This window comes from Candidatus Pantoea gossypiicola (assembly GCF_008632075.1).
Classification (GTDB): domain Bacteria; phylum Pseudomonadota; class Gammaproteobacteria; order Enterobacterales; family Enterobacteriaceae; genus Pantoea; species Pantoea gossypiicola.
Genome location: NZ_VWVM01000005.1, coordinates 67,209 through 89,142, shown reverse-complemented (window position 1 = coordinate 89,142; position 21,934 = coordinate 67,209). Strand labels below are relative to the sequence as shown.

Below are 21,934 nucleotides of genomic sequence, written 5' to 3'. Positions count from 1 at the left end.
AACAAACAGAAGGAAAATGGTCATGAATATTACACAGCATAATAGCACATCCACAGGCGATACCTTCATTCTCAGCCCAGGCCGTAACGTCAGTCTGAAAGACTTTATTGAATTCTCTCAGTTCAGTAAAAAAATAGTTGCTTCAGAAGAAACCAGAGAAAGAATTGCCGCATCAAGACGAGCCCTTGAAAAATTAGTGAAAGAAGGCTCGGTTATATATGGTGTCAACACTGGGATGGGTGGGTTTGTCGATCATCTCGTTCCGCTCGAAAGGGCTGAAGAATTACAAAAAAACCTTATCCGTGGTGTTGCGACAAATGTTGGTGAAAGATTTTCAGATATAATTTGCCGGGCAACTATGTTCGCCCGAATTATCTCACTTTCTCGCGGCAACTCAGCATTATCTCTGGAAAATTTCGATCGATTTATCGCAATCTACAACGCTGGTCTGATTCCTGAGATACCACGTAAAGGGTCATTGGGCACCAGCGGAGATCTGGGGCCACTGGCAGCCATGGCCCGTATGCTCACTGGTGAGGGCAATGCCTGGTTCAATGGTGAACGCTTGGCTGCAGAAGATATTCTGCACCAGCTGGGGCTCGCACCGCTTGAGCTAAGTTATAAGGAAGGGCTGGCACTCATCAACGGCACCTCCTGCATGGTTGCGCTTGCCGCCCTGAATGTCATCGAAACCAGGTCACTTCTTGAACAATATGCGTCAATCTCCGCCTTTGCCTCAGAAACGCTTCTTGCCCGGATTCGGCCATTTCATCCCGACGTTCATCAACTAAAACCGCATACAGGCCAGCAAAAAATTGCAGAGATGATATGGAATAACCTCCAGGGAACAAGGCTGGCGGTTGATGATATACAGCTTTCATCAGAACTCGGAAGCAGGCTTACGAATAGCATCAAACAAGAAGATATGCCGATTGAAGATGCCTATTCAATTCGCTGCACACCACAGATACTTGGCCCGGTTTTGGAGACAATAGAATTTGTGGAACGAATAGTGAGTAATGAATTAAATTCGTCAAATGATAACCCCCTTATCACACCCGAAAACGGTCAGGTTTTCCATAACGGTCATTTTCACGGACAGTATATATCCGCCGCGATGGACTATTTGACGATAGCAATCATTACCATGTGTAACTTATCTGACCGGCGAATAGACAGATTGCTGACCAGTGCGAACAGCAACGGGCTCCCCTCTTTTCTATGTGCAGAAAATGGTGGGCTGCGGTTTGGTTTAATGGGGGGACAGTTTATGTCATCTTCTGTCACAGCGGAAAATCGTTCTCTGGCTACACCTGTATCAATACAAACACTAACAACAACAGGTGATTTTCAGGACGTAGTCTCTTTCGGTCTGGTTGCTGCTCGCAGGACGGCGGAGGTGCTCCAGAATACCCGCTATGTTATTGCTTTTGAGTTGATCTGCGCCGCTCAGGCAGCTGATATCAGGGATGCTACAAAATTAGGAAATTCAGGTCGCCTGTGGTACGCAAAAGTGAGGGAGTCAGTCCCTTATCTGGACCATGACGAGTCAATAACACCTTATCTGGAAGAACTCGTATCCCGGATACTTGGAGGCCACTCATGATGTTCTCTAAAAAAATCCGGGAATGTGTTGAGGGAGCAAATAATAATGCTTCCATCCGCCTGCACGCCAATGAAAATCCGTTGGGTTCACCAGACATAATACAAACAGGACAATATGATCTGTCTTTGCTGAGCCTGTATCCCGATCCCACCTACAATGCACTGAGAGCAGCAATTGGAGAACGCTGGAATATTAATCCGGAACAGATCATCACGGGTAATGGCTCTGACGAACTGATTGATATCACACTGCGTAGTCTGCTGAAACCGGGTGCACGGCTTACCGCTCCTCGTCACAGTTTTATGATGTACAAAAAGAGAACTGATATTCTCGGAGCCTTATACAGTGAGATCCCAGTGAAAAGTGGGCGCATCCTCCCTGAGGATTTAAAAGAGGCGGTCAGTCATAAACCTGACATTCTGGTCCTAGTTAATCCTTCTAATCCTTTGGGTCACTATATTGCACCTTCAGAAATGATATCTTTAGTTGAAACCATACCGCCAGAAACGACCATTATCATTGATGAGGCCTACGCAGAATTTACACCTGATATCGAAAATACGGCAGGTATTCAAATAGTTCATAAACGCGTTAACTCAATATGCTTACGAACATTTTCAAAAGCGTATGGACTTGCCGGATTGCGTCTTGGCTGGGCTTACGTCAGCACAGATCTGTATCCACAACTGGAAGCTCGCCGGGCGCCTTACAATGTCAGTGCTTTATCTGCTCTTGCTGGTGAACATGCACTACAGGATCGTGAGCATCTTTTCAAAACAACAGAATATTGTCTTAGCTGGGGAAGAAAACTGGTAGATTTATTTGAAGATTACGGAGTCAAAGCCAGTGCCCAATATGTCAATTTCGTCTTTGTTGAATTTGACAGTGAAGAACGCAGCCGGGAGATCCAGAACAGTCTTAACAGTGAAGGTTTCCTTATAGCCAGGCTGACCGATTATTCTTTGGATCATTGCCTGAGAATTTCATTCGGACCCCGGGAACAAATGGAAAAGTTACTCTTTGTTTTAGAGAAAGAACTAAAAGCATAGATTCTGCCAAGGTTATTTACATTCATTCAAATAAATAATTAAAAGTATCTATTCAATTGAGGTTTAAGAATATGAATAAAGTACCTGGGCTATACCATACAGCCCCCTATCTAAGTCAAACCCAAACGCGACTCCTTCATGTTAACCTTGATGAGTCAAATTCTCCCTATTGTGTCCTCAGTCCGACCATTTTTTACCCACAGGGTGGTGGGCAATTGGGTGACAGAGGTTATCTTGTTTTACCGGATATGCTGACATCACAACAAAAAATCGGTGTTCTCACAACAAAACGAAAAGATGAAGAGATCAGACACTATCTTGATATTAATGAGATCGGTTTTGACTTGCTGAAAAAGCAGGCAGGTCAGCAAGTGACTGCTATTCTTGATTGGGATCTGCGATATCACCAGATGCGTATACACTCGGCTGTACATCTGATCCATTGTATACTCGAGCAGGTAACAGGCCATTCAATCCCTTACCCTGTTCGTTCACCACTCAATGATGAAAGCGGAGAGAATCATTATCAACTTCTTGACTATATTGATAAAGATATTCTTGAAAAGGCAACAACAGAACTAAATGAATTTTGTTCATCGGGACATGAGATACAAACTGTAAATGTTCCCGAACAGGGAAATAACTTTCGGATATGGAAGTGTGGACGATGGTCAATTCCTTGTGGAGGTACACATGTAAAAGATACAAAAGAGATCGGGATGATATTTTCCACGTTGAAAATCAAAAAAAACATGACGCGTATAGCACTCAGGCTCTCTGATAATTCAGGTTAACCTGGTAGATGTCTATAGAGTCAATATCTAATCAACAAATAACGATGGTAGCCTCTGGTATGAGAACAGATAAAAACGAAACAAAACACGTAGATAGTCTCCCTGGTAAAACGTCTAACAAGACAGATGAAAAACATGCTCTTGGTTCATTCCTGACACAACTTCGTGTTGAAAGGGGACATCTTAAAGTTTCGACATTTCTGGAAGGGATAGATATTCCTTTTTCTGCTAATTATTATCGTGATATCGAAGCAGGCAGGAAATATCTCAGTATAGACTCAGCAGTAGAACTCCACAACTCTCTTGGTATAGAAACATCAAGCAAATCAAGCTTTGATTATTTCTGGCATTATTTTAAGGATTTATTACCTTCTGATATGCATGAAATGCTATTTGGGAAAGGAATAGAAACAAGAGATCTGTCTTCAAGACTAGAACTGAGAGACCATGATTCCAAAATATTACGCCGCGCACTCAGCCTAAGTCGATATGAACGCGAATTTATTATTTCTGATGAAATAATTAGAGGATTTAAGAACAATTTTGATTTATGGCCGCTTATGACATATCTATATATGGTTGACACTGCATCCGTGGCTGAAATTAAACAAGTTTGCCATCAACTTGACATTGCATTCGATTCTCGTGTGGTCGAATTTTTGAGTCTTGTAGCAAAAGAACGAAATCATGAGGAAGCCCCTTTTGTTCGCCTTGCACCGACACTCAGAATGCCAAGGACCCCAGAATCTATTAATCTTAAAGACAAATTTATGTGTTATGAAACTGAGAAATCCCTGTCCAAACCCGAAAAAAGTGAATATTTTGACATAGATGGGACATTTAAATTTAGTGCAATGGTTACGCTTAAATCGCCGGAAATTGAACAAATACAGGACAGACTTGTTGATCTCTTTTCCGCTATTGAGGTACACACTAAATCCGGACGACAGCTTGAGGATGAGAATGCACATCCTTATTTTTTGGAATTGATCATTTCAGGCAGACCAGAATATGACGGTCGAACTGCCAGAAAACCATCAGGGTTTAAAAAGCCAGAATAGTTCCACCATAAAGACCTGATTTTATATTTACAATGGAGGCAATGAATGAACATATCAGTTATCGAAAAATTACAGGAAAAATTTGGCGATCATTTTCATACGGAGCCGACATTCAGAGAACAGTACTGCCAAGCTCCGACGGGAATTACTCTTAGTCCTCCCGATGGGGTTGTGATCGTCCGAAATGAGCAGGATATCGTGGATATCGTGACGTTCTGTTCTGTTGAAGGACTGCCCATGATACCAAGTGGTGCCCGGACCTCGATCGAGGGACAGATCAATGCCCCGCAAGGAGGTATATGCATTGATTGCTCTGAAATGAATGCCATTACGGACATCAGCATTGAAGATATGACCGCGACAATCCAGCCCGGTGTCACGCGCGAACAATTGAATGAAGCTCTCCGGGGAACAGGGTTGTTTTTTTCAGTTGACCCAGGTGCAAATGCCTCAATTGGCGGTATGGCCGCAACCCGTGCCTCAGGAACAAACTCAGTGCGTTATGGCACGATGGCAACGAATGTCCGGGCTGCCCGTCTTGTCATGGTTGACGGGTCTATAGCAAACATAGGATCCAGAGCGGTGAAATCAGCTATGGGGCTTGACCTGCTTTCACTTGCCGTTGGTTCGGAAGGCACACTAGGCATTTTCAGTGAGTTAACCGTTAAGCTTCATCCACTCCCTGAAGTTATTCTTTCCGGTGTTTGTGCGTTTGACTCAGTAGAGAATGCCGTCAGGGCTGTGACAGACACCTTGAAATCTGCACTACCTATTGCACGTATTGAACTCCTTAATGTTTCCGCAGTTCGGGCATGTAATGCTTATTCAAAACTGGGATTATCAGAAAAACCGCATTTGTTTGTGGAGTTACACGTTAATAGCCTGTCAATGCCAGGTAATATTGCGTTATTTGAAGAACATGTGCACAGGTACGGGGGGGAAGTACAGCTTTCTTCTCATCCAGAAGAAAGAGAAGCACTGTGGGTAGCACGTCATGATGCGTGGTGGGCATTCCATGCCTTTTATGAAGGTTGCCAGGGGATCCCTACGGATATCTGTGTCCCTCTGTCATGCCTGAGTGCTTGTATTTCTGCAACAGAAACGGATATCGCGAATACAGGGCTCAAGGCTCCCTTAATAGGGCATGTTGGAGACGGTAATTTCCATCTTTTACTTATGCTCCGTGAAGGAGAGGAAGAAACTCCTGTTATACAGGGATTTCTGAGTCGTCTGGCTGAACGAGCTTTGTCATATGGTGGAACCATCAGTGGCGAGCACGGTGTCGGACAGGGAAAAATAAAATGGATGCCAGTGCAGCATGGTGCAGCCCTGCATTTGATGAAAGCCATTAAGTCTGCTTTGGATCCACATAATATCATGAATCCAGCAAAAATGTATTGAGCGGATTCAGCAGAACTATTCTGGTTACACTAAAACGGGAATATTTAGTATGCAATACATATTAATCGTAGGAATAAACAAGATATCGGTGAAATATATTAGTGACGCTATTCGCAATGCAGGTCACGACCTTATTCTTTCTATTGATAAATCTGCACTTTGTGGCGATGCCCTACAAGCAATTAGTGATGTTCAATGTATTCCTCTTTTTTCTGACCATAATGCTCTGTCTGACTATTTGAATGCCAATCCGGATGTCACTCAGAATATCCACAGCATTACTACTTTTTTTGATGAATTATTCCCGATGGTCAACAAAATCGCGGAGGAGTTTAACTTTAGAGGACCACCCTCCGTCTTTGCTGAGCTGGCGTCAAAATATGCGGTCGGTAAGATCGTCCCTGAGCATGTTCCGGAAGAGGTACAAATCTCATTTTCCGAAGATAAATTCGTTCTACCTTGGCTTAAGGTACGTGAAAACAATACGATCATATTGAAACCAGCGATCGGTTCAGGCGCGCTTGCTACATCCACACTGCATATTGAAGCAGACCGGGACCCGACGCATACGATCAAGTCAGCGATAATAGCAAGCGGTGCTAAATCCTGTGAAACCCTTCCCTGGATTATCCAAGAATATTGTTCAGGAACGCTAGTGAGCATGGAAGGATTTGTGCAGGGAGGTAAAACTATTTACCTAGGGTTGTCCAGACGTGAAAGAGTTCGGTTTACTGAGGTGGCAAACCATTTTCCAAACGACTGCGGTATTGAGCCCATCGTACATGCAAAAATTCAGGCGGCTATTCACGATCTTGTCTTACGTTCAGGATTTGATAACGGATTCTTCCACTGTGAATTTATCGCCACAGATACGACAGCATATCTTATTGATGCCAATATGGGACGTTTAGGTGGGGCAACTATCGTAGAACAGGTTGCTCTGGCCTATGGATATTCTCCTTCAACTGTTTTGCAGCATGCAGCATTACTCCCATTAGGTCTGGCAGAATCCGTCCCCGCATATGACCAAGCAGCGCAGATCAATAATACCTTGAGCTACTGGTATGGTCTGGCAGAAGAATCGGTTATCCGTGGATGGGACGTTCCGGCGATTTCATCCATTCATACCCCGATAGCCAGTCCAGGCAGCCGCATCCAGCCTGTGGGGGTATCGGATTATTCGTGGGTCGGGATGCTTACCGGGTACACCGACATTGTTCAGCAGGAAATCAACCTGATACGCGTAAAAACTGACCATGGGGACAGGATACCTGTATTCAAATGATATACATTATTCGCTTTTTCTCAGCTGCGGCCTGGAGCTTTTTTTATCCCTTCATGGCTGTCTGGCTTAATAGCGTTGTGGGACTCAGCAGTAGCGCTGCCGGTATCGTCGTCGGGTTTGCTATTGTGGCGAACCGTACAGGCGCGCTCGCTTTCCATCGCCTGCTGGACAAAACAGAACGAAAAGCAGAGATCGCACTGACGCTGTTGGGTGTTGCCATATCAGCATTCCTGATGCTCGTTGCAGCAGCAATGGGCGTTTCTGATATCTTTGTCTGGATTGTTCTTGCAACGTTATTTGGCCTGACTAACTCTGTATCAGTCATATCGCAAATTTCATACATCGTGCATGTTTTCCATGACGGCGAGCATGAGCGTGTGCTTTCATATGAAAACGTTGCAGCCAATGCTGGCGCTGGTATTGCACCATTTCTGGCGTCCTTCATGCTTTCAGGTACAGGTTACTGGTTTGTTGCCTTTCCCTTGTTACTTGGGACACTGGGCGCAATAGCCACCCGTCCTCTACCCTCTGCAACCCATCCTGAGGTGGCTGACACAAAAAGTGAAACAGCGAATTCATCAGAGGATACTGGTAATCACCAAATTATCGCTTTTATGGTGATTAATTTCCTGACGATGGTTGGCTATGCCCAGTTTTATTATGTATTGCCGACCTATGCGGTGGAAAAGTTTTCCAGTGAACTGGTAGGCACTCTATTTCTTCTATCAAGTATTATCATCATTATCGGACAGGTTTATATCACTTCATTCTCACAGAGGATAAGCCGACTATGGCGGGTTGTTATTTCAAACTTATGTATCGGTTCAGGATGTGCATTATTAATATTCTCATCTGAGCAGCAAGCCGTTCTGTATATCGTTGTCGTCCTGATAGTAACCGGAGAAATGATTTGTGGTCCGTTGTATCAGGCGCAGGCAGTTAGAATCTGGCGAGGACGTCGATCTGTTGTAATGGCAATACAGACCTGTGTCTGGGGCGCTGCTGAAGCCACTGCTACAGTAGCAGGGCTGTTACTTATTGCAGGAAAGCTGAGTGTTATTTCCTTCCTGTTGGGAGTTTTGACCTGTTTTATTGCAGCAGCTGGAGCATGGTTATCAATACTCCAGAAACGACCTTTAATCGGTATTGATACGGATAAAAATTTCGCAGACTCTTCATAATCAGACGAGGCCAACACTATAACATAATGATTGTGGTAACAGTTGTTACCGCAACGTATGTGAATGCTGCGGAAAACGGCATCATTAACTTTACGAACATCATGCATGACAATCTTAAAACTTTCTGAGTATATAATCTGATTTATCCGTAGGCAGTGGCACACGATTTTTTAAAATACATCAAAGATTACAAGAGTAAAATTATTAAGCATAGCAAGTAATATCATGTTTACTCTGTGATATTCAAGGAGTTTATTTTATGCAAAATGATGTTAGTAAAGTCAATACCTTTTTCCCTAAGCCAGCCTGGGTTACCATCCGTGAAGCAGTAAAAATAACCAATAAACTTAGGGATATAAAAATAGCAGAATATGATATTTATCGACATGCCTTATATGGTAACATTTCACTTTCGATATACTTTCAGTCACCTGTTATACTGAGAAAAATTCGTTCCTCAGTGAACAAAATAAAACTACGCCCAGTAGGCGATTCTCTACCATATCGGCTTTGCATGCTTGAACGAAATGTATTTTTAAATGGTAAAGGTTTAATTCTCAGTACAGAGGGGGAATATATCTCACCTGCTCAATTAGTCATGAACATAGGTATGCTGGGACATAAATTCGTTCTCATTCAGCGACTACTTGCACATTCTCTAAATATGCCGTTACCTATTACAGGTGCAAATAATGCCAATTATGGTATTACAATTGCTTTGGCAGGCCAATCATATCAGATTTTTGAAAAAAAGACATGGCAGGACAGAATTAATCAGCAAATCACGCGATTACCGGCGCATATCATTGCAGATATTTATGAGGATGAATCAGTAAACAGATTCATGAATTTTTCCGGTAAAGGATATTTTCCTGTTTATGAACTCCCGGAAGATGCCTGCTTTGTAATACGACAAGAGGAACTTGATAAATTACTCGGTACACATGCAGATCGCTTTACCCACACTTCATCCAGTAGGCTTTCCACACCTCTCTCACGCTTATTCTGGTTAGCATGCAAACATAATGATTCGATCAGTCCACTGCTCAGGCATCCCTATAAACTTCTTCCCATTTTTGAAGAATGGGCATCAGTCGATGGTATTACCGATCATCTGAGCGCGGACACGCTGAAAAGAGCGCTTGAACGCGGATCCCCGAATCAGAGTTCAAAATAATATGGCATACCCGAATAATATCCATATCAATTGTAAAACCATTCATAATACGTGCTCACACTCCCACTAATTTTTTTCATTCCCTGTCGAATCCCATTTCTTTTCATATCAAACCTGCCTTATCTCTCACCTAATAGAATAATCAAACTATCAAATCGATTATCTACTAAAAAGGACAAGCCACTACTCTGGCAATTAAACGCAAAAGTTAAGACATTTCATTCATCCTAAAAACTCGTAATAAGGGTATTGTAACCCTTAATAAGGGTTCAGAAACTTTCCCTCCGCTCTTACCTGTGTTTTTTATGATTGTCGGATACCTCGGTTAATTTTGATGCAGGAGCAGACAATGACAACACACCAGTTATTACGTTTAAAACAGGTCGAAGAAAAAACCGGCCTGAAACGCTCGCAGATCTACCTATATATGAAAAATGGCGACTTTCCTCGTTCCATTAAAATCGGCCCTGCCAGTGTGGCATGGCTCGAATCGGAACTTGATGAATGGATCAACCGGAAATTATCCAGACGTGAGAGTAGTTAAAACATCCGTTTATGTACTCAACTTTCCTCCCAACAAATTGAGGAGATAACAGAATGATCCCATCAATTAATTACGCCATCATGACCGATGCACTGCATGCACTAAAACAAGGCAATATTCGCCACTGCGAAGCTCTGGGATTTACTTTCGACGAAATAAATGCTCTCGATCAGTTATCTCTTGATGAACTGTTTACTGTCAGCCGGACGGCGGCACCCTTCATTTCGATTACTGTCAGCCATGATGTTCTGTCTCATTTACTGACACAGGCACGTCAGGAATATCGGCGACAACAGCAGATTAAACGCGCTATCCGCCTGGGTGGTTCTATCGCTTTGCTCAACCGCTATTTTGGCCTGACGTCAAATGAGGTCAGCCTTCGCCGACGGTTACTGGGTATCAGCGTGCCATATGGGCGCACACCTGAGCCAGATGAAGAGACGGATACCGAGATCTGGCGGCAATGGCAACGATGCCGGGTGGACAACCTGGAATCGCCCGACGCGCTGATAGCAATGATGAAGGTGACTGAATCCCTGCTGCCAAGGACCGAAGGACTGTCACTCACAACGGTCTGGAAGCGTATTACGCTGTGCGAACAGGAGGTCGTCGCTAACAGGAGGGTGCCCCATGCCGGATGAGATTGATCGCGATCAGGAATTTAATGAACAGCGACTAGAGGAGATGATTGAACAGAATCGTTTTAAACCTGGGTTAGAACCGTCATTACTCCACTGTCGTGTATGCGGTAAACCCATTCCTGAAAAGCGACGACAGACATTGCCGGGCGTAACCACCTGTACGGAATGTCAGGAAAAACTTGAGCGCCGTAGACGTTAATCATGGCAACAATGACGTGCGAAGATATTATTTCTCTGCACGTCCTTATCATTCTCATTAAATTTAAATGAGTCTCTATTTTCTTTTTTATACTTTTATCCTTCTCATAGCATCTTAAATTCCCCACTTATTAATCTCTCTTCTTTTTATTTTGAGTTTGTCGTTTATATCCTGCGATAAATATCCGATCCTGAAATTGCCATTACAGCATGGTTGCCAAGATAGACGTTAATTCGTCCGGGCCGGGTATTGCTCTTTAAAAAAATGGATCGGGCTGTCACGTGACCACAATTCAGGGTGCCGCTGAATGTTCTCGCTGCCCCGTTAAAACCGGAATGCAGAATTGGGATGTGACATTTATTTAACTCATCGATGTTTTTATTAGAGGAGACTTCATGCGAAAACCCATTTATCACGTATTTGTCACCCAGGAAAGTCAGCCCGATGCACAGGGTGAAAAAAACACGTACTGGACAAAAGTTGGCGTTGCCTTCGCGCATAACTGCAAGCCCGGCCTGAATATCGTGTTGATACCCGGTATTGCGGTTTCCGGCAGGCTGGTGCTGCTCGAACCGAGAGAAGAAAGCGACATTTCACAGGATGCCTCTGCCGCTTAATCCATTTTCTCTTCTTCTCCACCGGCGGCGTACTTTTCTATAAGCCGCCGTTCTCTCTGTTACGAGGCCAGCATGCTTTCCACCACTGCCTTTCTGGCACTGGCGGTGCAGTGCGCCGCCAGTATTCACCCGGCCACGTCACTTGATGTCGCACGGGTCGAATCCGGTTTCCACCCTTACGCCATTGCTGAAACTCTGCCAGACAGCCGGGGCGTGATTTCACATTTCCCCACGAGCCTGCCGGAGGCGATCCACCTCACCAGACAGCTGGCTGCACAGGGCCGACGCTATTCGGTCGGCCTGATGCAAATCACCAGCACCAATTTCCGCCATTACGGCGTCACGGCCAGCGACCTGCTTAACCCTTGCATCAATCTGTCGGTATTTGAGCGCATTCTCGCCGACTGTTACCGGCGCGGCGGAACACTGAAACGGGCGCTCAGTTGTTACTACTCCGGCAACTTTGAAACCGGCCAGCGACCGGAATCGGCCTTTAACCAGACCAGCTACGTGCAGCGCATTGGCTATGTCGTCCCGTCCACCCGGGAAGACCGGCAGCGTGACCCTGACCGGAACGCGCAACCGCCTGTCCGCTATCCCGCCGTTGTGCTGCGCGACGAGCCAGCCGGTGCCACTGCGCCGATCCTGACTTCCCTGCATTATCCCGGTTCCGTCATTCGCGGCGCTATCCCTGTTATCCCTGATGAGGAGAAATGATCATGCATAAACGCCGTTACTACGCTGTTGTTTCCGTGCTGCTGTCTTCCCCGGTGCTGGCGGCGGACAGTGGTTTTAACAAGGCCAATGAAACACTGAGCAATACCTCGACCGGCCTGCTGGGACTGGCCGCCGTCACCATCACGCTGGCGACCATGTGGGTGGGCTACAAGGTGCTGTTCGACGGCAAGAGCCTGCACGACATGCGTAACGTCATCATCGGCGCGATCCTGATTGTCGGCGCGTCCGGCTTCGGTGCCTACTGGGCGTCATAAGAGAGGCAACGATGGCTACGCTGAATAAAGCACTGACGCGGCCTGCCGCCATTATGGGTATTCCTCTGGTGCCGTTCGTTCTCGTCAGCGGGGCCATCGTCCTGCTGGCGGTCTATGTCAGCTATTACCTGGCGGTTCTGCTCATTCCTGCCTGGGCGGAAATGAAAAACAAAGCCCGAAAGGATATTCATTATTTCAGTCTGCTCTGGCTGGCGTTTAAAACCCGTGGACGACTTTTCACCAATACCCATTTTGGCGCGAATGCCCTGCTGGCAAACCAGTACGATAACGTTGATGTCTCGGAGTTTATTCAGAAAATGAAATTAAACGAGCGTATTACGCTGGATAAATATATTCCGTATTCCTCCCATATTCACCCCTACGTCATCAGAAATCGTCACCGTGATTTGGTTGCCACCTGGGAGCTGGGCGGCACAGTCTTTGAATGTGAAGACGAACATCTCCTGACCCTGATGGCCACGCACCTGAATAACGTTATTCGTTCGTATGAGGGGCTGCCGGTAACATTCTATATTCACCGGCTCCGTGAAAAATATCATGATGTCTTTGAGGCGGATTCCGGCATTCCCTTTTCCGATGAGGTAACACGTCGGTATTACCAGCCGGTAAAAGAAAAACCGTTCTGGCGGCACCGGCTCTTTTTCACCGTCTGCTACGCGCCGTTCTCTCAGATTGAGAAGAAAACCATGAAAGCGCAGTCGCACGGTAAACGCCTGGCAGCACTGGATGACGCGCTCAAAATCATGCTGGAATACCGCGAAGCACTGGAATCTTCATTATCCCGCTATATGGCAATGCCGCTGGGGATATATGAAGAAAACGGGCGGGTATATTCCTCGCAAATGGCGTTCTTCCACCGCCTGATCACCGGCCAGTGGCAGAAAGTGGCCGTAACGCGCTCGCCGTTTTATGAAACGTTAAGCACGCCGGACGTGTTTTTCACCACCGACACCGGTGAATGCCAGACGGTCAGCGGTTCCCGCTTCTTCCGCAGCCTTGAGATTAAGGATTATTCCCCGGAAACCCATACCGGTATGCTGGATGCGCTGCTGTACGCCGAAAGCGAGTATGTTCTGACGCAGTCCTTTACCTGCATGGCACGGGATGAGGCGCAGCATCATATCCGGCTGGCGGAAAAACGGCTGAACTCAGCGGACGACGACGCGATTTCCCAGCGCGAAGAGCTGATTGTCCTGCGCGACCTGCTGCAGTCCGGGCATGTGTCGTGCGGTAAATTCCACTTTTCCCTGCTGATCTCCTCAGAAAGTCCCGGACAGGTGGTGAAGGACACTAACGTTCTGGCCCAGCCCTTCGCCGATCTGGGTATTATGACGACGCTCTCCACCCTGTCACTGCCCGCCGCATATCTGGCGCAACTGCCGGGCGTCTATACGCTGCGTCCCCGACTGGTGGCCGTCAGCAGCCAGAATTTTGCCGATATGGCCTGCCTGCATAACTTCCATCCCCACAAACGCAGCGGCAATCCGTGGGGGGAAGCCATCGCCATCCTCACATCTCCCGGCGGTGGCGGGTATTACCTGAACCTTCACGACAGCCAGGCCGGGCGGGATGATACCGGTGAGAAAACGCCAGGGAATACGGCGATTATCGGGAAAACCGGCTCCGGCAAAACCCTGCTGATGACGGTCATGCAACAACTGATGCAGAAGTACCGCAACCCGGCGACGTTTGCGCCTTCTGCCACCATCAAACGGCTGACCACAGTGTATTTCGATAAGGATCGGGCGGCGGAGATGGCGATCCGCCAGGCGGGCGGGCGTTATTTCCGCATCCGTACCGGCGAGCCCACCGGCTTCAACCCGTTTACGCTGGAGCCAACCCGCCGGAACATCAGTTTCATTAAACGTCTGGTGCGCATGCTGTGCCGCCGCAACGGTAAGCCGCTCGATCCGCGCGATGAGGAGCGGATCAATGCCGCCGTTGACACCATCATGCTGGACTACCCGCCGGAGTACCGCCGGTTCGGGATCACCCGGCTGCTGGAAATGCTGCCAGAGCCGCCGACTGCAGATGCCCGCACAAACGGGCTGCGTATTCGCCTGAAACAGTGGGCGCAGGGGGGCGAGTTCGGCTGGGTGTTTGATAACGAGGCTGATACTTTCACCATCAGCGATGTCGATAACTTTGGTATCGACGGCACCGAATTTCTGGATGATGACGATATTCGCGGCCCCGTGACCTTTTACCTGCTGTATCGCGTGACCAGCCTGCTGGATGGTCGCCGCCTGGTGATGTTTATGGATGAGTTCTGGCGCTGGCTGGCCGATGTCGAATTTTCCCGCTTCTCGCTCAATATGCTGAAGGTCATCCGCAAGCTGAACGGTATCTTCATCCCGGCAACACAGTCACCGGATGAAATCGTCAGACACCCCATCGCCCCGGCGATTATTGAGCAATGCGGTACCCAGATTTTCCTCGCCAATCCAAAAGCCAGCCATGCGGATTACGTGGAGAAAATGAAAGTGCCGGACAGCGTTTATGAGACGGTCAGAAACCTTGATCCGGGCGAGCATTATATGGTCATCCTGAAAACACCGTTGCAGGCCGGAGAAACCCGCCCGTTTGTGGCAATGGCGAAAATGGATCTGTCCGGACTGGGTAAACTCACCCGGCTTCTCAGCGGCAGTGAGGACAACCTGAAAATATTCGATGCCATTTATCAGGACGGTATGCGACCTGATGAATGGAAAGACGCTTTCCTTGAGCGGGCAATCTGAAAGCCAACCGGAGGTAATATTAATGCGTACCCGGGATCACCTTCTGGCATTATCGTTATTTTTCTCGACGCAGGCTTTCAGCGCCGGAATACCGGTTTTCGACGCCGTGCAGAATACCGAATCCATTAACCAGTGGATGCAGAAATTACAGCAATGGGAGAATACAGTTACCCATTATAAAAGTGAACTTGATGCATATAAGAAGCAACTGGCTACCGCAACCGGCGTGCGGGATATTCAGAGTTTTCTCAGTGATGCCCGAAGCCTGAAAACCGATATTGATAATCTCCGTAAGAACGGTATTTCACTGGATGATCTGCTGACCACGCAGAACAGTTCATATTCTTCTGAACTGCAACACCTTTACAGTAAATACAAATCGTTCAGCGTATGCAGCGAGGAACAGGAAGGAATAAAATATCAGGCCCTGGCCGACAGTTGCAAACAGATAATCCTCAATCAGGCAATGGCGATCGAGAATACCACTGACGTTGAAAACAGGATCAACAGCACACTCAGCGATATATCAGACTTATCTGACCGTATATCGAATGCGCAGGACTCGAAAGAGTCTCAGGATCTGGCTAACGCCATCGCGGCGAAAAGCGTACAGTTAAATGCGCTGACGAATCAGTGGGAGATGTCTGTCAGACAGGCTCAACAGCGAACGACATTGCTGGAACAGCAAAGACAGAAAGCCTTTGAACAGCAGCAGCTAACGGCACCTGTTGCTGACCTTAATAATTTATAAGGAGGTTATCCGTGCTCAGATCCTTATTCACCTTATGCACACTCTCAGGCGTGATATTACTGTCCGGCTGCAAGGAAACCAAATCCGAAGCCTGGTATAAGCAACATCCTGACGAAACTTATGCGGTTTATACGCAATGCCTGAAGGATGGCGAGGCAAGCGATAACTGCGAGTTTGCTCAACGGGCTGCCATTATGTTCGCTCAAATTGGCAAGCCCAGAATAAAAGAAAAATTTGAGATAATCTTTCAGCAGGAAGCCGAAAAGAGAAAATCCGTCACACAGTAATATCTCCTCCAGCAAAACAGGGAATTCTCCCTGTTTTCTATTTCCTTTCTTTATATATCAGGTGAGGCACCATGTCCGGTGGTATTTTTGTGGGTATGGACAAAAACATCATGGATGGACTTAATGCCGTACTGGAAGGTCAGTCTTCCAGTTACGGTACGATGATCAGTGTCATCATCGTCAGCTCTTTTACCTTATTTATACTGTATCGCGGTTATCAGACGCTGGCTGGCAAACTCCGGGCCCCGGTTGAAGATGTCGTCTGGGATGTGGGGCGAATGTTGCTGATCACCACCTTTGCGTTAAACCGGGATGGCTGGCTGGATATGGCGGTAGCGGCTATCCAGGGACTCAAAGACGGTGTCAGCGGCAATGATAACGTCTGGGCGCTGCTTGATACCGTCTGGGAAAAGGCACAGACACTGGGGCAGACACTGTTCAGTATGGACACCTCGACTTACGTCAAACTGAATGGTGGCTTTGCCGAAGTGCTGGTATGGGGCGGCGCGATCGTTCTGTTACTGGCTGCCACCTTTGTCAACCTGCTCGCTGAAATTGTCATCCTGTTAATGACGACCACCGCGCCGCTCTTTATTTTCTGCCTGCTGTACGGTTTTCTTAAGCCGATGTTTGATAACTGGCTGAAAACGATTTTCGCGGCAATATTAACGATCATGTTTTCCGCCTTATCCATCCGTATCGCCATCAATTACCTGAATAAAATCCTTGATGCAGCGACCCGGACATCCAATGTCAGCAACATGGTGACGCTGGCGGCACAGTGCCTGCTGGCCGGGATTGCAGCCGGTGTGGTGGTCTGGTTCTCGGCGAAGCTCGCCAGCGCCCTCAGCGGAGCCGCTGTACAGGCGGTGTTACAGGGGGCGGCCATGAGTGGTCTGACCGGACTGGCGAACAAATCCGCCGACCTTGCCGGGCCGGGGATAAAGGGTGGTGCCCGCCTGGCTGCGAAAGGCGGTATGGCCGTCGCAGCGGCGACCGGCACACTCACTGGCGCAGGCGCGGGTAAAACCGTGAGCGCCTGGCAGAAACGCGCCGCCGCCATCGAAAGTATGAAACGCCTGAACCGGCAACGTCACCGTTAATCCTCCCGTCTCTTAATTTCCTTTCCCCGTCACGCCGTGGCCTGCGCCACCGGTGCGGCATTCCTGCATCCATACGATAAGGGGCTTCCATGAAATTCAGCATCTTCCTTCTGATGCTGTGCGCGCTCACGGGCTGCGCACGGCATCAGGGCGACCTCCCGCCGGTATCCGGCGAACTCGAGCCGGTGAATTCCCCCGCCATCATTCAGGAGCTGACTAACCATGTCTGATATTCAGAACATTGTTAATGTTTCCCGCTCTTTTGAATCCATCCTGCTGGAAAAGGAAGAGCGTTCCCGAAGAACCGCCTGGCGGGTGGCCACTGCCGGACTGATTCTGGCCGCAATGGCGATTACGGCCATTATTATTCTGCTGCCGCTGAAAACCACCGACACTGAATTATGGTCAGTGGATAAACAGACCGGGCGCTATGAATATATGACCCGCGTGAAGGAACGGGATATTTCGTCTGAAAAGGCACTGGCGCATTCACTGGCAGCACACTATGTCAAACTCCGCGAGGGATATAATTATTTCTCCCTCCAGCGTGATTATGACGACGTACAGTTATTCAACAGCGACAGCGTAAACCGGGACTATCTGTACGGGTTTAACGGCGACCAGGCACCGGACGTTATTTTTAACAAGGCGGAATATGTCGTTTATATCGACATTATTTCCAATGTGCATGCGCCTGCCACTAGGCCGGATAATCTGGCAACCCTGCGTATCAAACGCACTATCCGCCGTATTGCTGATAATTCCGTGAAAACGGATGTCTGGAATATCCGTCTCACATACCGCTACGTCCCGCACCGGCAACTGACCGACAGCCAGCGCGAAGTGAACCCGCTGGGCTTTATCGTCACCAGCTACCAGCGCGATAAAGAGCTGAGGGGGGAATGATGCTTAGACATACCCTGCTCCTCTCTGGCTTACTGGCGTCATGCGTGGCATGGAGCGCAGCGACACCGCGCGGCAGCGCGTATGACAGCCGGATGCAGAACGTCACATACAACAGCCAGAACGCCACGGTCGTCAGTACCCGCCCCGGCTACGTTACCATGCTGGTGTTTGATGACGATGAAACCGTTATCGATGCGCAGGCGGGTTTTCCCAGAGGCTGGACCGTGACGAAAAGCGACAACCGGGTGGGCGTCAGTCCGAACCCGATTACCCAGCCGGTCACGGATGCCAGCGGCAACACCGTCAGCCAGGTATTTCTGCCGACAGCAAAAGACTGGAAAACCAATCTGTTCGTGGTGACATCGAAGCGCGATTACAGCCTGGAGCTGAACGTCCTGGATAAAGACTCGCCCGCTCAGGCATTTGTTATCCGCTACCGCTATCCCGATGAGCAGAGGGAAAAGTCAGCCGCCGCCAGCGCCCCCCGTCAGCAACGACAGCAGGAAACACTGGACCGCAAGCGGATAGCGGCGGCATTCGGGAAGGCTACCACTCCGCGCAACTGGCGCTATACAAAACGGGTGGCAGCAGGCTCAGCCTTCATCGCCCCGGACTTTACCTGGGATGACGGCCGTTTTGCGTATATCGGTTTTTCCCCCACGAAAACCCTGCCTTCTGTCTTCCGGGTGGTTAATGGTCAGGAGCAGGCGGTCACGCCGCAGACAGTTCAACAGGGCAACTACACCGTGATGGTGGTTCCGGCATCGCCGCAGCTGGTACTGCGTTACGGCACCTCGGTGGTGGGGATCGAAAACGACGGATTCGGGCGTTTCCCGCTGACCAACAGTGACACCGTTTCGCCGTCCGTTACGCTGGAGGCAAAATGACCGACAAATCTTTCCCGGACGAACCGGAAAAAACCACCGCAGAACGGGAAGCGGAAGCCCGTGAACGCGCCCGCGCGGCAATGACATATCAGGAGCCGGAGCAGAAAACGCCGCCCGGCCAGCCGGAAGTGACCCGTTTCCGTAAGGCGTCCGGTCGCCGCACGCTGATCGTCAGCCTGCTGAGTCTGGTCCTGGTCATCGCGCTGGCATCCGGTGGCGATCGTCTTCTCAGCGCCCTGAAAAGGGATGATGAGAAAAAATCTGACACCGCGCCGCCGCCCTCCTCCGGGGCGGTGCAGCAGGAGCGTAAGAATCTGGGCATGGACAGTAACCCGTTTGGCCTGTTCGGGCCAGGGAGGCAGGAAAGCGCAGGCCCTGCCAGTCAGAGCGACACTGCTCCTCCCTTATTACCGCCGGAACCACCCGCCCTGAACAAGGCGGCAGCACTGGCCGATGGGCTGAACAACGGCAGTACAACAGCTGGCGGCAATACCCGCACGTCCCGTAGCGAACCGCACAGCGGCACGGGAACGTCGGGCAGTCCGGCATCATCCACGGCGTACACATCTTGTCAGTTGGTACTGGTCAGGGGGAAGGATGGCCGCCTGCACTGCCCGGATGGGGTCACATCGGCAGCCAGCAGTAACAGCGACGATCCGGGCCTCGCCAGCGTCACCGGTGTCAGGCGGCTGGGCCTCGATCCTGATCTCTATATCCCGGTGGATCGATATATTCCCTGTTCGATGATGCGGCGCTTCGTGTCGGATGTTGGCGGCCATATCTCCTGCCTTATCAATGAGGATGTCTGGAGCGCCAGCAACCATGTAAGGCTGATCCCAGCGGGAACAGTTGCCCGTGGTTTCTACCGCACCGGGGCACTGCATCACGGACGCAGCCGGATGTTTGTGCTGTGGACGGAGCTGCGCACACCGGAGCCCGGCAGCCTGCAAATCCCGCTCACCGATACGCAGGCTACCGGCCCGCTTGGTGAGGCGGGGATCGCAGGCTGGATCGACAGCCATTTCTGGGAGCGTTTCGGCAACGCCCTGATGCTGAGTACCGTGCAGGACGTGGCGGCAGCGGCATCAGATGCCGCGCCGGGTAAAGACCGCAATACCGACTATACCGAAAACACCCGTGCCGCCACGGCTGAAATGGCAAAAACGACGCTGGAAAACAGCATCAGTATCCCGCCCACCATGTACCTGAACCAGGGTGATGTGCTCGGCATCATGACCGGCACGGATATTGATTTTTCCTCTGTTTATCAACTTCGACTAAAAAAGAAATGGTATGAACGCTGAAAACCTGTCACTGGACTTTATGAAAAACCGGCTCTTTGGTGATTTTCTTGCGCAGGATGGCCTGACAGAAATTGCCGTTAACCGGCCGGGCGAACTGTATACGAAAATCCGGGGGAATTGGCAAAAACAGGCATCCCCGATCACGCTGCGTCAGTGTCATGCCTTTGCCAGGGCGCTGGCATCCTGGCATGACGATAATATTGACGATACATCACCCATCCTTTCTGCAACATTAAGATCCGGCGAACGTATTCAGGCGATTATTCCTCCGGCCTGTGAGCGTAATACGGTATCCATTACGCTGCGCAAGCCCTCGTTTGAGCAGAAAACACATCAGTCATGGATTGATGCGGGATTTTATCAGCGTGTGGCCGGTCAGGAGAAAACGGAAAGTCAGGATGATGCACTGATTCAGTTATATAACAGCGGGAATATTCCCCGCTTTATGGAAAAAGCGGTGGAATATGGCAAAACGATTTTTATTGTGGGTGAAACCGGCTCCGGTAAAACCACCTATATGAAAACGCTACTGCATTATATTCCGTTGCATCTCCGGCTAACCACCATTGAGGATAATCCTGAAATCCGTTTTTATCACCATGCCAATTATGTTCATCTTTTTTACCCGGCGGATGCCGGGGATAACGCTATTGTCACGCCTGGCAGGCTGATTCGTGCTAATTATCGGATGAACCCTGACCGGATATTACTGGCGGAAATTCGTGGGCGTGAAGCGTGGGACGCGCTGAAAATTGTCGGCTCGGGACATGAAGGACTAATCACCTCCATGCACGCGGGCAGCCCGGAAGAATGTATTGAAGGGATCATTGACCGCTGCTATGAAAACCCCGACTGCCGGAATATTCCTTTTGATGTGCTGTTACGCAAGGTACTTAAAAGCATTGATGTCATCGTCAGTATTGACATACACGGCGATGTGCGCCGGATGAGTGATATTTACTTTAAGCCAGTTCATTTAAACAGCATGAAAGAGGCATTCAGACAATAACTCTGGCAAATAACATTACCCTAAATACGCAACCTTTCATTAATCATACCGGTAACTGAAATGAAGAAAGTCATACTCTCCTTATTATTTCTCGGCGTTATGGCGTCATGTTCAACATCCGCAATGGCCGCTGATGCCTGCGAAGTGGTTTTATGCATGTACGGTAAAACAACGGGAAACAGTGGCAGCAGTGAATGTCATTCCGCTGAACGGGCATTCTTTAATATCGTGAAAGAGAATAAACACGGTTTTCTTCCTGACCATACGGCCGATGCCAGAAAATCGTTTTTACTTGAATGTGATTCGGCAGACCCGGCGGCTATCAGTCAGGTCATCAGTAAATATGGCCGCGTTCGTGGTTAATACTGGCGAGACGGGCAC

The 21,934-nt window shown here is 48.8% G+C and carries 24 protein-coding genes; all 24 read left to right on the top strand.

Annotated elements, in window-relative coordinates:
- Positions 1–22: 22 nt before the first annotated feature.
- The 24 genes from F3I20_RS08200 to F3I20_RS08090 all read left to right on the top strand — a co-directional run bounded on the left by F3I20_RS08200 (position 23) and on the right by F3I20_RS08090 (position 21,916).
- Entirely contained in the window at positions 23–1,606 is a 1,584-nt protein-coding gene (locus tag F3I20_RS08200; RefSeq protein ID WP_080346973.1) for a phenylalanine aminomutase (D-beta-phenylalanine forming), read from the top strand.
- The gene (locus F3I20_RS08195; protein WP_047955802.1) at positions 1,603–2,655 is read left to right on the top strand and encodes a pyridoxal phosphate-dependent aminotransferase; all 1,053 of its coding nucleotides are present in this window, start codon (positions 1,603–1,605) and stop codon (positions 2,653–2,655) included. Before F3I20_RS08200 ends, F3I20_RS08195 begins: the two co-directional genes overlap by 4 nt.
- Before the next feature lie 71 nt (positions 2,656–2,726).
- Entirely contained in the window at positions 2,727–3,449 is a 723-nt protein-coding gene (locus F3I20_RS08190) for an alanyl-tRNA editing protein (protein WP_223813098.1), read from the top strand.
- Positions 3,450–3,457: 8 nt separating this feature from the next.
- Positions 3,458–4,510, top strand: coding sequence for a hypothetical protein (locus F3I20_RS08185; protein WP_047955804.1), 1,053 nt, complete (start codon positions 3,458–3,460; stop codon positions 4,508–4,510).
- Positions 4,511–4,555: 45 nt separating this feature from the next.
- A complete protein-coding gene (locus F3I20_RS08180; protein WP_047955805.1) occupies positions 4,556–5,911 on the top strand; it encodes an FAD-binding oxidoreductase in 1,356 nt (451 codons plus the stop codon).
- Between the two features lie 49 nt (positions 5,912–5,960).
- On the top strand, positions 5,961–7,196 hold the full coding sequence (locus F3I20_RS08175) for an ATP-grasp domain-containing protein (protein ID WP_047955806.1): 1,236 nt from the start codon (positions 5,961–5,963) through the stop codon (positions 7,194–7,196).
- Positions 7,193–8,377: an MFS transporter gene (locus F3I20_RS08170; protein WP_047955807.1), complete on the top strand. Its 1,185-nt coding sequence runs from the start codon at positions 7,193–7,195 to the stop codon at positions 8,375–8,377. Before F3I20_RS08175 ends, F3I20_RS08170 begins: the two co-directional genes overlap by 4 nt.
- A gap of 259 nt (positions 8,378–8,636) precedes the next feature.
- The gene (locus tag F3I20_RS08165; RefSeq protein WP_150059914.1) at positions 8,637–9,554 is read left to right on the top strand and encodes a hypothetical protein; all 918 of its coding nucleotides are present in this window, start codon (positions 8,637–8,639) and stop codon (positions 9,552–9,554) included.
- Between the two features lie 349 nt (positions 9,555–9,903).
- Positions 9,904–10,098, top strand: a complete 195-nt coding sequence (locus tag F3I20_RS08160; RefSeq protein ID WP_041165340.1) for an AlpA family transcriptional regulator — start codon at positions 9,904–9,906, stop codon at positions 10,096–10,098.
- Positions 10,099–10,151: 53 nt separating this feature from the next.
- Positions 10,152–10,739, top strand: a complete 588-nt coding sequence (locus tag F3I20_RS08155; RefSeq protein ID WP_047955809.1) for a DUF2857 domain-containing protein — start codon at positions 10,152–10,154, stop codon at positions 10,737–10,739.
- Positions 10,729–10,938, top strand: a complete 210-nt coding sequence (locus F3I20_RS08150) for a TraR/DksA family transcriptional regulator (protein WP_047955810.1) — start codon at positions 10,729–10,731, stop codon at positions 10,936–10,938. Before F3I20_RS08155 ends, F3I20_RS08150 begins: the two co-directional genes overlap by 11 nt.
- 395 nt (positions 10,939–11,333) lie before the next feature.
- Positions 11,334–11,555, top strand: coding sequence for a hypothetical protein (locus F3I20_RS08145; RefSeq protein ID WP_047955811.1), 222 nt, complete (start codon positions 11,334–11,336; stop codon positions 11,553–11,555).
- Positions 11,556–11,627: 72 nt separating this feature from the next.
- Positions 11,628–12,272, top strand: a complete 645-nt coding sequence (locus tag F3I20_RS08140; RefSeq protein ID WP_047955812.1) for a lytic transglycosylase domain-containing protein — start codon at positions 11,628–11,630, stop codon at positions 12,270–12,272.
- On the top strand, positions 12,269–12,547 hold the full coding sequence (locus F3I20_RS08135) for a TrbC/VirB2 family protein (protein ID WP_047955813.1): 279 nt from the start codon (positions 12,269–12,271) through the stop codon (positions 12,545–12,547). The genes F3I20_RS08140 and F3I20_RS08135 overlap by 4 nt, the downstream gene beginning before the upstream one ends.
- Before the next feature lie 11 nt (positions 12,548–12,558).
- The gene (locus tag F3I20_RS08130; RefSeq protein WP_047955814.1) at positions 12,559–15,306 is read left to right on the top strand and encodes a VirB4 family type IV secretion/conjugal transfer ATPase; all 2,748 of its coding nucleotides are present in this window, start codon (positions 12,559–12,561) and stop codon (positions 15,304–15,306) included.
- Positions 15,307–15,328: 22 nt separating this feature from the next.
- Complete coding sequence (locus F3I20_RS08125) at positions 15,329–16,057, top strand: TrbJ/VirB5 family protein (protein ID WP_047955815.1); 729 nt, start codon at positions 15,329–15,331, stop codon at positions 16,055–16,057.
- Between the two features lie 11 nt (positions 16,058–16,068).
- Positions 16,069–16,344 (top strand): EexN family lipoprotein, encoded by a 276-nt coding sequence (locus F3I20_RS08120; RefSeq protein WP_047955816.1) that lies wholly within the window; start codon positions 16,069–16,071, stop codon positions 16,342–16,344.
- Between the two features lie 71 nt (positions 16,345–16,415).
- Complete coding sequence (locus F3I20_RS08115) at positions 16,416–17,447, top strand: TrbL/VirB6 family protein (protein ID WP_047955817.1); 1,032 nt, start codon at positions 16,416–16,418, stop codon at positions 17,445–17,447.
- Between the two features lie 89 nt (positions 17,448–17,536).
- On the top strand, positions 17,537–17,677 hold the full coding sequence (locus F3I20_RS23895) for a hypothetical protein (RefSeq protein ID WP_047955818.1): 141 nt from the start codon (positions 17,537–17,539) through the stop codon (positions 17,675–17,677).
- Entirely contained in the window at positions 17,670–18,353 is a 684-nt protein-coding gene (locus tag F3I20_RS08110) for a VirB8 family type IV secretion system protein (protein WP_047955819.1), read from the top strand. The genes F3I20_RS23895 and F3I20_RS08110 overlap by 8 nt, the downstream gene beginning before the upstream one ends.
- A complete protein-coding gene (virB9, locus tag F3I20_RS08105) occupies positions 18,350–19,240 on the top strand; it encodes a P-type conjugative transfer protein VirB9 (RefSeq protein WP_185939365.1) in 891 nt (296 codons plus the stop codon). Before F3I20_RS08110 ends, virB9 begins: the two co-directional genes overlap by 4 nt.
- Positions 19,237–20,544: a VirB10/TraB/TrbI family type IV secretion system protein gene (virB10, locus tag F3I20_RS08100; protein ID WP_047955821.1), complete on the top strand. Its 1,308-nt coding sequence runs from the start codon at positions 19,237–19,239 to the stop codon at positions 20,542–20,544. The genes virB9 and virB10 overlap by 4 nt, the downstream gene beginning before the upstream one ends.
- Positions 20,534–21,553, top strand: coding sequence for a P-type DNA transfer ATPase VirB11 (virB11, locus tag F3I20_RS08095; protein ID WP_047955822.1), 1,020 nt, complete (start codon positions 20,534–20,536; stop codon positions 21,551–21,553). The genes virB10 and virB11 overlap by 11 nt, the downstream gene beginning before the upstream one ends.
- 60 nt (positions 21,554–21,613) lie before the next feature.
- Entirely contained in the window at positions 21,614–21,916 is a 303-nt protein-coding gene (locus F3I20_RS08090; protein WP_047955823.1) for a TrbM/KikA/MpfK family conjugal transfer protein, read from the top strand.
- Positions 21,917–21,934 lie beyond the last annotated feature (18 nt).

Excerpts from the sequence above, each read along its gene's own strand:
- F3I20_RS08200 (WP_080346973.1), top strand. The coding sequence starts at position 23 with ATGAATATTACACAGCATAATAGCACATCCACAGGCGATACCTTCATT.
- F3I20_RS08195 (WP_047955802.1), top strand. The coding sequence starts at position 1,603 with ATGATGTTCTCTAAAAAAATCCGGGAATGTGTTGAGGGAGCAAATAAT.
- F3I20_RS08190 (WP_223813098.1), top strand. The coding sequence starts at position 2,727 with ATGAATAAAGTACCTGGGCTATACCATACAGCCCCCTATCTAAGTCAA.
- F3I20_RS08185 (WP_047955804.1), top strand. The coding sequence starts at position 3,458 with ATGTCTATAGAGTCAATATCTAATCAACAAATAACGATGGTAGCCTCT.
- F3I20_RS08180 (WP_047955805.1), top strand. The coding sequence starts at position 4,556 with ATGAACATATCAGTTATCGAAAAATTACAGGAAAAATTTGGCGATCAT.
- F3I20_RS08175 (WP_047955806.1), top strand. The coding sequence starts at position 5,961 with ATGCAATACATATTAATCGTAGGAATAAACAAGATATCGGTGAAATAT.
- F3I20_RS08170 (WP_047955807.1), top strand. The coding sequence starts at position 7,193 with ATGATATACATTATTCGCTTTTTCTCAGCTGCGGCCTGGAGCTTTTTT.
- F3I20_RS08165 (WP_150059914.1), top strand. The coding sequence starts at position 8,637 with ATGCAAAATGATGTTAGTAAAGTCAATACCTTTTTCCCTAAGCCAGCC.
- F3I20_RS08160 (WP_041165340.1), top strand. The coding sequence starts at position 9,904 with ATGACAACACACCAGTTATTACGTTTAAAACAGGTCGAAGAAAAAACC.
- F3I20_RS08155 (WP_047955809.1), top strand. The coding sequence starts at position 10,152 with ATGATCCCATCAATTAATTACGCCATCATGACCGATGCACTGCATGCA.
- F3I20_RS08150 (WP_047955810.1), top strand. The coding sequence starts at position 10,729 with ATGCCGGATGAGATTGATCGCGATCAGGAATTTAATGAACAGCGACTA.
- F3I20_RS08145 (WP_047955811.1), top strand. The coding sequence starts at position 11,334 with ATGCGAAAACCCATTTATCACGTATTTGTCACCCAGGAAAGTCAGCCC.
- F3I20_RS08140 (WP_047955812.1), top strand. The coding sequence starts at position 11,628 with ATGCTTTCCACCACTGCCTTTCTGGCACTGGCGGTGCAGTGCGCCGCC.
- F3I20_RS08135 (WP_047955813.1), top strand. The coding sequence starts at position 12,269 with ATGATCATGCATAAACGCCGTTACTACGCTGTTGTTTCCGTGCTGCTG.
- F3I20_RS08130 (WP_047955814.1), top strand. The coding sequence starts at position 12,559 with ATGGCTACGCTGAATAAAGCACTGACGCGGCCTGCCGCCATTATGGGT.
- F3I20_RS08125 (WP_047955815.1), top strand. The coding sequence starts at position 15,329 with ATGCGTACCCGGGATCACCTTCTGGCATTATCGTTATTTTTCTCGACG.
- F3I20_RS08115 (WP_047955817.1), top strand. The coding sequence starts at position 16,416 with ATGTCCGGTGGTATTTTTGTGGGTATGGACAAAAACATCATGGATGGA.
- F3I20_RS23895 (WP_047955818.1), top strand. The coding sequence starts at position 17,537 with ATGAAATTCAGCATCTTCCTTCTGATGCTGTGCGCGCTCACGGGCTGC.
- F3I20_RS08110 (WP_047955819.1), top strand. The coding sequence starts at position 17,670 with ATGTCTGATATTCAGAACATTGTTAATGTTTCCCGCTCTTTTGAATCC.
- virB9 (WP_185939365.1), top strand. The coding sequence starts at position 18,350 with ATGATGCTTAGACATACCCTGCTCCTCTCTGGCTTACTGGCGTCATGC.
- virB10 (WP_047955821.1), top strand. The coding sequence starts at position 19,237 with ATGACCGACAAATCTTTCCCGGACGAACCGGAAAAAACCACCGCAGAA.
- virB11 (WP_047955822.1), top strand. The coding sequence starts at position 20,534 with ATGAACGCTGAAAACCTGTCACTGGACTTTATGAAAAACCGGCTCTTT.
- F3I20_RS08090 (WP_047955823.1), top strand. The coding sequence starts at position 21,614 with ATGAAGAAAGTCATACTCTCCTTATTATTTCTCGGCGTTATGGCGTCA.